The organism is Limosilactobacillus reuteri subsp. porcinus (genome assembly GCF_036621895.1).
Lineage (GTDB): Bacteria > Bacillota > Bacilli > Lactobacillales > Lactobacillaceae > Limosilactobacillus > Limosilactobacillus reuteri_J.
Genome location: NZ_LN887427.1, coordinates 1 through 8,861, shown reverse-complemented (window position 1 = coordinate 8,861; position 8,861 = coordinate 1). Strand labels below are relative to the sequence as shown.

The following is an 8,861-nucleotide window of genomic DNA, read 5'->3' as shown; positions in this document are numbered from 1 at the left end:
AAATTGACATTTCGGGAAATATAATCAAGAAGGGGAATAGCTGTTATGACATAGCTATTCTCTCCTTTTATCTGGAGTATTTTTATGAAAAAAGAAGAATTAATTGAACATCGGGATCGGGTAAAAGATCATTTAGTAGTATGGATTGTTTTAACAATTTGTCTGCAAATATTAACTGTTTTTCATATCTTGGCGTTCTTAAAATATGTAGTATGGCTTTCTGCTGCTTATAGTATTTTACTAATTATCTTGTGGTGTTATTTAGAATTTAAGCTCCTACATTTAAAATAATTTAATAAAAGGAGTGGGACTATAAACTTGCTTCGAGTTTTTAGTCTCACCCCTGCAAGAATGACTACGACGCGAAGCTAGCCTATTGGGGCATTATGGACGCTGATTTATCAACGTTCATAATCCAGCCATCTACTGCGTTTTGGTAGTTTACACTTTAAAATAGTAAAGAGGTTGGATTATTTTCCCAGCCTCTCTTTTCTATTAAATAAGACCAAAACGATTTCTTGCAGCTGTATTAATACAGTTTGCTAATTTCTCTTTAACCTTTTTATTTATATCTAAATTATCGGTATCATTTTTAAGATAGGCATTAATTATGATTGAAGCCATTACATGTTTAGGAACAGAAAATATTTTAATATCCATGTATTTAGGGGGGGTGCGGGAATATCTTCAAAAGTGAGAACAATATTCTTACCATTAACACTAATTGTTGTTTTCCCGCCCTTCACAACTGTGTAGTCAAGTTCGTTAGGGGTACAATTTTTATATGCAGTCATAATGGTTATCCCTTCTTATTATTAATATTATTGTTAGTATAACATAATTTAAGTTATAATTGATGATTGTAAATTGTGAAGAGAAGAATGGTAAGATAATTGAAAATAAAATTGGTTAAGAAGGGAATAAAATTATAATGAACGAATATGTAATTGGGGTTGACCTAGGCACAAGTGCAGTCAAGGTTTCAGCGATGGACCGTGATGGCAAGATTGTTGCGCAACAAAGCTATGGCTATGATCTCCATCAGCCTCATCCTGGCTACAGCGAACAAGATCCGCGAGATTGGCTTTATGAAACAACGATTGTAATTGATCAATTAATTTTAAAAGAACTTAGATAATGTAAATAACGGAGAAAACAACCGTCTTAAGGTCATTTTCTCCGCTATTTTATTGTTAATTTATTTCTTGAATCAATCCATTAAAGAAGTGTTTTAGTGACACTTGCCCACCATTAGTACGCTCTCCTTTGAGAAATGAAATTTCATTGTGGACATTTTTATATTCATATAAGTTATTCGCATATTCCAAAATAATGTCGTTTTCTGGATAATCCATACACATATGTGCGAGATTATTAAGACCAGTTTTTATATCGCGTCGAATTCGTTGGAAAATTATCTTTTTGCCATGCTCATCACATTGGAAAAATTCTTCAAAATTAACCTCATCAAAACTAATTTCCCGTTCAATCATCGTATTAATAAGTTTGTTAATTGCAGGAGCGCCATTTCCAGCTGTAATACCGAGAAAACGTAAGATGGACTGAGCGTTTTCTTTTTTCTTATTTTTCCCACTGATCGTAACTGTATTATTATTCGTTGCAGCACCGCTTACAAGGTCCAAAACTTGAAGGAGGCGGTTAGACATATTAATATTTTGCGCTGCTAGTTTAATCACTGACTTAACTTCTGCAATGTTTAGTGGTTTTTCAATAAAAAAATCAATCCCATGTTGATATGCACTTGTTTTGACAGAAGGCAGAATTGCTTGAGCAGTCATAATGAAGTGTGGATAATGATGACTGTCCTGAATTTTTTGAATAAGTTGGACCCCATCCATCGTTGGCATTGCATAATCGATAAACATGATATCAATTCCTAGGCGCATTGCATCATCGTAGGCCTGTTGCGGATTAGAAGTTGTTCCGACGACAGTATTATTGAAATCATTTTCAATAATATTGGATAATAAATGAATAATTTTACTATCATTATCTAAAATATAAAAATTCATGTATTTTCACCGATTTATTGATGTTGTTTGAAGTATTTTGAAGCACTATTTAATTTTACTCTTTGTGAAGATAATAGACAATAGAGCTGTTATTTTACAAATATGTAGTTGTTTCCGCTTACATCATTGTGAATAAAGAGATTGTTGCAAAAAAACGCTGAACTTTTTTCTGTTATTTATGGAGTTTTTTTGAAGCATTATGAAACTTTAGCCTATTATAGTACTTGTATTAAGACCTTAGGAGGAAATAAAAATGGCTTTTAATTTACGTAATCGTAGTTTCTTAACTCTTGCAGATTTTAACACTCGGGAAATGGAATACATGCTTGATCTTGCTGAAGATTTAAAGAAGGCAAAATATGCTGGTTATGAAGGCAAGAATCTTAAAGGTAAGAACATTGCTTTAATTTTTGAAAAGAGTTCTACTCGTACTCGTTGTTCTTTTGAAGTTGGTGCTAAGGATGAAGGTGCTCATGTAACTTACCTTGGCCCATCAGGTTCACACATCGGTCACAAGGAATCTGTTAAGGATACTGCACGAGTTCTTGGTGGAATGTTTGATGGTATCGAATACCGTGGATTCTCACAACGCAATGTTGAAATTTTAGCTAAGTACTCTGGTGTACCAGTTTGGAATGGTTTAACTGACGAAGACCACCCAACACAAGTACTTGCTGACTTCTTAACCGCTCACGAAGTATTGAAGAAGCCTTACAAGGACATCAAGTTTGCCTTTGTAGGTGACGGTCAAGACAATGTTTCAAATGCATTGATGCTTGGTGCCGCTGTAATGGGGATGGAATACCACGTTGTTACTCCTAAGGAATTGGAACCAACTAAGGAAACTCTAGATAAGGCTAATGAAATTGCTGCCAAGACTGGTGCTAAGATTGTTGTTACTAATGACATCAAAGAAGGTGTCAAAGGTATGGACGTAATCTATGCTGATGTTTGGGTATCAATGGGTGAATCTGATGATATGTGGGAAAAGCGGATCAACCTTCTTAAGCCTTACCAAGTAACAATGGATGTTATGAAGGCTACTGAAAACCCTAATGTTCTCTTTGAACACTGTCTTCCTGCATTCCACAACCTCGACACTGAAGTTGGTAAGGAAATTGAAAAGAAGTTTGGCTTAAAGGAAATGGAAGTTACTGACGAAGTATTCGAAAGTGAACATTCAGTTGTCTTCCGTGAAGCCGAAAACCGGATGCACACTATCAAGGCTGTAATGGTTGCAACTTTGGGTGAACAAAATTAATTAGGAGGCATTTGCCATGGCTAAAGTAGTCGTTGCTTTAGGGGGAAATGCATTAGGCAAATCACCTGAAGAACAATTAAAGTTAGTAAAGAATACTGCTTCCTCATTAATTGGGCTCATTGCTGCAGGGAATCAAGTAGTTATTAGCCACGGTAATGGTCCACAAGTGGGTGCCATTAATTTAGGGATGAATTTTGCTGCTGAACACGGTAAAACTGCTGCTTTTCCTTTCCCAGAATGTGGCGCAATGAGTCAAGGTTATATTGGCTACCATTTGCAACAAAGTTTAGAAAATGAATTACACCGTCGTTGGATGAATAAGAGTGTGGCAACGATTGTAACGCAAATTGCAGTTGACCCTAATGATCCTGCTTTTGAAAATCCATCAAAGCCGGTTGGCGACTTCTACACTAAAAAACAAGCTGATGAAATTGCCAAAGAAAAGGGCTACACTTTTAAAGAAGATGCGGGCCGTGGATACCGTCAAGTTGTTCCCTCTCCACTACCGATGAAGATTATGGAACTTGATAGCATCAAAACATTGATTGACGCTGACAAGCTTGTTATTGCCGGTGGTGGTGGTGGTGTACCTGTAATCATCACTGATAAAGGACTTGAAGGAGTTCCAGCGGTTATTGATAAGGACCGTTCAAGTGCCTTGCTAGCTGACAAGATCGATGCTGATAAGTTAATTATTTTAACTGCCGTTGATCATGTTTATGTTAACTATGGAAAGCCGGATGAAAAAGCTCTTAAGATGTTAAACGTTGCAGAAGCTCAGAAATACATGAAGGAAGGACAGTTTGCTGCTGGTAGTATGCTACCTAAGATTGAAGCATGTCTTTCATTTGTTGAAGGTCATCCAGAACGAGAAGCATTAATTACTTCATTAGATGGTCTTGATGATGCTCTTACCGGTAAAGTCGGGACAGTTATTCGTGATAACTAAAAAGAAGATGGTTAGGAAAATAAAATCCTGGCCACCTTCTTTTTTTAGCTACTCTTTAATTTTTTCTGTGGAATGCAAATGTTAATCGCAAGTACTGCAATGATAACTAAAATCGAACCAAGAATATCTGCTCCCGTCATTTGTAAATGAAAAATCAGGACTGAACCAATTGTTGCTGATAAAGGTTCAAATGCATCCATTAAACTAAATGTAGTTGCATTGATATATTTTAATGAATTATTAGCTAGCTGAAAGGGAATTAAGGTCCCAATTACTAGAATGCCTAACACATATAACCAAACTGAAGGAACGTTAGGAATATGTGGTTGACTAGGGTGAATAAGCACTAAGGTTAATCCGGCAAATAATAGCCCCCACCCCGTAATAATTAATGAGGGAACTCGACCTTCGCGAAGCATGTTTTGTGGAATTAAGGTATTTGTTGCAACACCAATTGCAGAAATTAATCCCCATATTAAAACACTAAGCGTCATTGCTAAATGGTTAAATTGGCCATGAGTTGCGATAATAAAAACACCTAAAAAGGCGATAATTGCACTAATAATTTCAATTCGTCGCGGTGGCAGGTGTCGAAACACAGCTTGATAAGCAATGATAAAAAAGGGCCCGATAAATTGAAGGATGGTTGCGATCGAAGCATTCCCATATTGGACAGCCATAAAATAAGCATATTGAACCGGGACTAACCCAAAAACACCATATGCAAAGATAATCCATGCAGAGTGAAGATCCTTAAAAATTTGAAAGGGATGCTCCCCACGAATTTGGCTTAATAAGACTAAAATAATTCCAGCTGAAACCATTCGAACCTGCGTTAACCACATTGATGTAATTGAACTACTAACATTAAAAAGGGCCTTCGCAAAAAGCCCTGAAATACCCCAAAAGGTACAGGCAGTAATAATCATCGCTGTACCTAAAACTTTTTTATTTGACATAAAAATACTCTTTCCAATTAGATTTGCTATTTTATTTTACCATACCAATTCTGTGAAGAGTGAACTCGACCTTTTAATTATGACTATCTGTTGGAATTGTTTTCGGTGATGATTGGTTGTGGAGTTCGTGAATATAAAGCCTTCACAGCCTCTATGTCTCGTGATTGAATGGGATAATATGATCCAGCTGGCTGCATCACAGAAATCTTGTTCGTGTGCTGTAGACCAATTGCATGCCCTAATTCATGCTCAGCAGTATTTACGATTCGTTCTTGTGAGTAGCCAAAGGCAGGATTTAATAGGTAGTAAGAATTTAGCTCTACTGTTGCGTGCAGATAATATCCAGTTGCGGAATTCATGCTTGTATTGGTAAGCCCCGCTGCCCCATTATTCGGATCATTAACAGCGGAAACACTAATATTTGCATTCTTATCATTAACGATTTTAAATGTGAATGACTTCGTGTTATTCCATTGGGCAATTGCGGTTTCTGTTGCATTCTTTAATACTGGATTACTGATATTAACATAGATCGTTGCAGAGTTTTGTTCCCAGCGTGCATCAGCGGGTGTATCTTGTGTCCCAGTTTGTTGGTCAGCGTTTTGTTTAGTTGGGGTTGCAACTTTTTTACCGGTTATTCGGTGCAGCCACGATTGAGTAAGCACTTGTGCATTATGAATGCCAATATTAAATTGTTCTTGAAAGGTAGAATTATTTTGATAAAACCAAATAATTCCGCCAAAGAGTAATAAATAAAATAAGGTTAATAAGAAATTGGACTTCTTAATCGGTCACACCCCCTAGTATTCAAATTCTAATTAAAAAAGAGTAAAACGTCCATTATTTAATATTTTTTCTTTATTGTTGACAACTGTAAACTTTGATAGTATGCTGTACCTATAATATGATTACAGTTGTAAACTAAAAGAAGGTGGAAATATTGAGAATTGCCGTTATAATTATTGCCCTGCTTTTGATTGCATTTATTGTTTGGTGGTTCTTCGGAAAGCATACAGAGTCGGCGGGAAAATCAACTATTGTTAATGATGAGCAAACTGCAACGATTGTCGTTAATGGTGGTTATTCTCCCTCAACCGTTATCTTGAAAAAGGGAATTCCGGCTCAAGTTAACTTTGATATGCATGACTCGACGGCTTGTTTATCACATGTAGTATTTGAACAGCTAGGAGTTAATAAGGACTTAACAAAGCAAAAGATTACGACGATTAATATTCCAACAGATAAAGCCCAGACTTTTAATTTTGCTTGTGGGATGGATATGTTTCATGGAAAGGTGATTGTTAAATAATGAGTATTTTTTCAAAAGATCAAACTAAAAAAGTTGTTGTTAATGCAGAAAATCATGGCTACAAACCAGAAACGGTTACTTTCAAACAAGGAAAGCCAGCGCAATTAGAATTTATCCCCTCTGATAATATGGGATGTATGAATGAAGTCGTATTTAAGGAACTTGGTATTGATGAGAAGTTAGACGGTAAAAAAGAAGTTACTGTTGATATTCCAACTGATAAGCCGGGAACTTATAACTACGCTTGTGGAATGGATATGTTTCATGGAAAGGTTGTTGTAAAGTAATGAAGCTTACAAACATTCAGCGATTTTGGATTTCATTTGTATTATCAATCCCGATGTTAATACAAATGTTTGCGATGCCTTTTCACTGGATGATGCCTGCCTATAATTGGATAGCATTAATTACTACTACTATTATTATGGCAATTTCAGCATTTCCATATTGGAAAAGTGCGATCGCTGCATTTAAAAAACATAGTGCAAATATGAATACCCTGGTCGCAACAGGAACAGCTGTCGCTTATTTTTATAGTATTTTTGCAATGATAACTGATAGGGCAGTTTATTTTGAAAGTGCTGCTTTTGTTACTGTCTTTGTTTTACTGGGGGATGCGATGGAAGAGAAAATGCATAACAATGCTTCCAATGCTCTTGGTAAGTTGATGGGCCTTCAAGCAAACGATGCTGAAGTCTTAAAAGATGGCAAATTTGTCAAAGTACCACTCGATCAAGTTCAAGTTGGCGACCTTATCCGGGTCAAGCCAGGTGAAAAAGTACCCGTAGACGGAACAATTCTGGAAGGGGTAACTTCTCTGGATGAGTCGATGGTTACTGGTGAAAGTATGCCGGTAATGAAAAAAGTTGGCGATACTGTTGTTGGTTCAACAATTAATAATAATGGGACGATTACTTTTAAAGCCACAAAGGTTGGAGCGGATACAATGCTTGCCCAAATTGTTGACCTAGTAAAAAAAGCGCAAACCAGTCATGCTCCTATCCAGAACTTAACAGATAAGATTTCAAATGTGTTTGTCCCAGCAGTAATGATTATTGCTATTTTGACATTTATGATTTGGTATTCCTTTGTTGGCGCAACATTTGTTCAAGCATTATTATTTGCTGTTTCAGTAATTGTGATTGCTTGTCCGTGTGCATTAGGTTTAGCAACTCCAACAGCATTAATGGTTGGTACTGCAAGAAGTGCTAAGATGGGTGTCCTTATTAAGAATGGTGAAGTCCTTCAAGAAGTAAGTAATATTGATACTGTTGTGTTTGATAAAACGGGGACAATTACGGTCGGCAAACCAGTTGTAACTGATATTGTTGGCGATGCTAAAAAAGTATTAACAATCGCTGCTAGTCTTGAGGAATCGTCTGAGCACCCGTTAGCATCTGCAATTCTTCAAAAGGCAAAAAATAAAGAGATCTCACCAGTAAAGGTAGATAAATTTGAAGCAATTGAAGGTAAGGGTGTGCGTGCAGATTATAATGGACAAGTAGCATTTGTTGGTAGCAATCGGCTTTTGGTTGATGTAAATATTTCCCGGGAAATGGCATCACGTGCGGAAAAATTACAGAACGAAGCTAAAACAGTTGTTTATGTTGGTCTTGATGGGGAAATAATCGGCTTAGTTGCCATTCAAGATGTTCCGAAGTCGAGTTCAAAAGATGCAATTGCGGAGCTAAAAGCACGTGGATTAATGACTGTGATGTTAACTGGGGATAACAAACGGGTAGCCCAAGCAATAGCTGATGAAGTTGGTATCGATAGGGTAATTGCTGAAGTAATGCCGAATGACAAAGCTCAACAAATTAAGGAACTTCAGGACAAGGGTAAAAAGGTTGCTTTTGTTGGTGATGGAATTAATGATGCCCCTGCTTTGTCGACAGCTGATGTTGGAATTGCAATGGGATCTGGAACTGATATCGCAATTGACTCTGGTGGAATCGTTCTCGTTCAAAACGATTTGCGAGGAGTTGTCCGGGCACTTGATATTTCTAAGAAGACCTTTAACCGAATTAAATTAAATCTCTTCTGGGCGCTCATTTACAATGTCATTGGTATTCCAATCGCTGCAGGGCTATTTGCGTTTATGGGCTTTACTCTTAGTCCGGAGCTTGCCGGCCTAGCAATGGCCTTTAGTTCTGTTTCTGTTGTTAGTTCTTCTCTGCTGTTAAATAAAGCTAAGATTGCGGGAGAGCATGTTGTTCAAGCTTAAACTAAGATTATAAGGAGTTAAGAAATATAATTCTTAACTTCTTTTTGTTAGTTAGTGTAAGATTTTCATAGGTTGGATGAATAATTCATCTGGTCGTGGAAATCTTTTTTGTAGACCAATTTACTT

General features: G+C 36.8%; 9 protein-coding genes and 1 pseudogene. 7 read left to right on the top strand and 3 right to left on the bottom strand.

Annotated features, from left to right (window positions below; genetic code table 11):
* Positions 1-84: 84 nt before the first annotated feature.
* Both AACL61_RS06590 and AACL61_RS06585 read left to right on the top strand, forming a co-directional pair.
* Positions 85-291 (top strand): hypothetical protein, encoded by a 207-nt coding sequence (locus AACL61_RS06590; RefSeq protein WP_035151787.1) that lies wholly within the window; start codon positions 85-87, stop codon positions 289-291.
* Positions 292-931: 640 nt separating this feature from the next.
* Positions 932-1,129: pseudogene (locus AACL61_RS06585) on the top strand (FGGY family carbohydrate kinase); the annotation flags it as partial.
* 64 nt (positions 1,130-1,193) lie between these two features.
* On the opposite strand, the gene AACL61_RS06580 reads toward AACL61_RS06585, so the two are convergent.
* Positions 1,194-2,033: a DNA-binding domain-containing protein gene (locus tag AACL61_RS06580; protein WP_102816610.1), complete on the bottom strand. Its 840-nt coding sequence runs from the start codon at positions 2,031-2,033 to the stop codon at positions 1,194-1,196.
* Between the two features lie 253 nt (positions 2,034-2,286).
* Here AACL61_RS06580 and argF point away from each other — a divergent pair, with 253 nt between their 5' ends.
* Positions 2,287-3,294 carry an ornithine carbamoyltransferase gene (argF, locus tag AACL61_RS06575; RefSeq protein WP_003667515.1) on the top strand — a complete coding sequence of 336 codons (1,008 nt, stop codon included), beginning with the start codon at positions 2,287-2,289 and terminating at the stop codon, positions 3,292-3,294.
* 16 nt (positions 3,295-3,310) lie between these two features.
* Entirely contained in the window at positions 3,311-4,243 is a 933-nt protein-coding gene (gene arcC / locus AACL61_RS06570) for a carbamate kinase (RefSeq protein ID WP_102816608.1), read from the top strand.
* A gap of 44 nt (positions 4,244-4,287) precedes the next feature.
* Here arcC and AACL61_RS06565 read toward each other — a convergent pair whose 3' ends face one another.
* The gene (locus AACL61_RS06565; RefSeq protein WP_339111154.1) at positions 4,288-5,202 is read right to left on the bottom strand and encodes a DMT family transporter; all 915 of its coding nucleotides are present in this window, start codon (positions 5,200-5,202) and stop codon (positions 4,288-4,290) included.
* An 83-nt stretch (positions 5,203-5,285) separates the two neighbouring features.
* Positions 5,286-5,867 carry a matrixin family metalloprotease gene (locus tag AACL61_RS06560; RefSeq protein ID WP_339111153.1) on the bottom strand — a complete coding sequence of 194 codons (582 nt, stop codon included), beginning with the start codon at positions 5,865-5,867 and terminating at the stop codon, positions 5,286-5,288.
* 266 nt (positions 5,868-6,133) lie between these two features.
* Between AACL61_RS06560 and AACL61_RS06555 the strand changes: the two genes are divergently transcribed.
* The 3 genes from AACL61_RS06555 to AACL61_RS06545 are packed head-to-tail and all read left to right on the top strand — an operon-like array spanning position 6,134 to position 8,735.
* Positions 6,134-6,511, top strand: coding sequence for a cupredoxin domain-containing protein (locus AACL61_RS06555; protein ID WP_003667519.1), 378 nt, complete (start codon positions 6,134-6,136; stop codon positions 6,509-6,511).
* On the top strand, positions 6,511-6,798 hold the full coding sequence (locus tag AACL61_RS06550) for a cupredoxin domain-containing protein (RefSeq protein ID WP_102816606.1): 288 nt from the start codon (positions 6,511-6,513) through the stop codon (positions 6,796-6,798). The genes AACL61_RS06555 and AACL61_RS06550 overlap by 1 nt, the downstream gene beginning before the upstream one ends.
* Positions 6,798-8,735 carry a copper-translocating P-type ATPase gene (locus tag AACL61_RS06545; RefSeq protein ID WP_102816605.1) on the top strand — a complete coding sequence of 646 codons (1,938 nt, stop codon included), beginning with the start codon at positions 6,798-6,800 and terminating at the stop codon, positions 8,733-8,735. The genes AACL61_RS06550 and AACL61_RS06545 overlap by 1 nt, the downstream gene beginning before the upstream one ends.
* Positions 8,736-8,861 lie beyond the last annotated feature (126 nt).

Bases quoted from the DNA above. Each gene is read 5' to 3' on its own strand.
- AACL61_RS06590 (WP_035151787.1), top strand. From the start codon at position 85: ATGAAAAAAGAAGAATTAATTGAACATCGGGATCGGGTAAAAGATCAT.
- AACL61_RS06580 (WP_102816610.1), bottom strand. From the start codon at position 2,033: ATGAATTTTTATATTTTAGATAATGATAGTAAAATTATTCATTTATTA.
- argF (WP_003667515.1), top strand. From the start codon at position 2,287: ATGGCTTTTAATTTACGTAATCGTAGTTTCTTAACTCTTGCAGATTTT.
- arcC (WP_102816608.1), top strand. From the start codon at position 3,311: ATGGCTAAAGTAGTCGTTGCTTTAGGGGGAAATGCATTAGGCAAATCA.
- AACL61_RS06565 (WP_339111154.1), bottom strand. From the start codon at position 5,202: ATGTCAAATAAAAAAGTTTTAGGTACAGCGATGATTATTACTGCCTGT.
- AACL61_RS06550 (WP_102816606.1), top strand. From the start codon at position 6,511: ATGAGTATTTTTTCAAAAGATCAAACTAAAAAAGTTGTTGTTAATGCA.
- AACL61_RS06545 (WP_102816605.1), top strand. From the start codon at position 6,798: ATGAAGCTTACAAACATTCAGCGATTTTGGATTTCATTTGTATTATCA.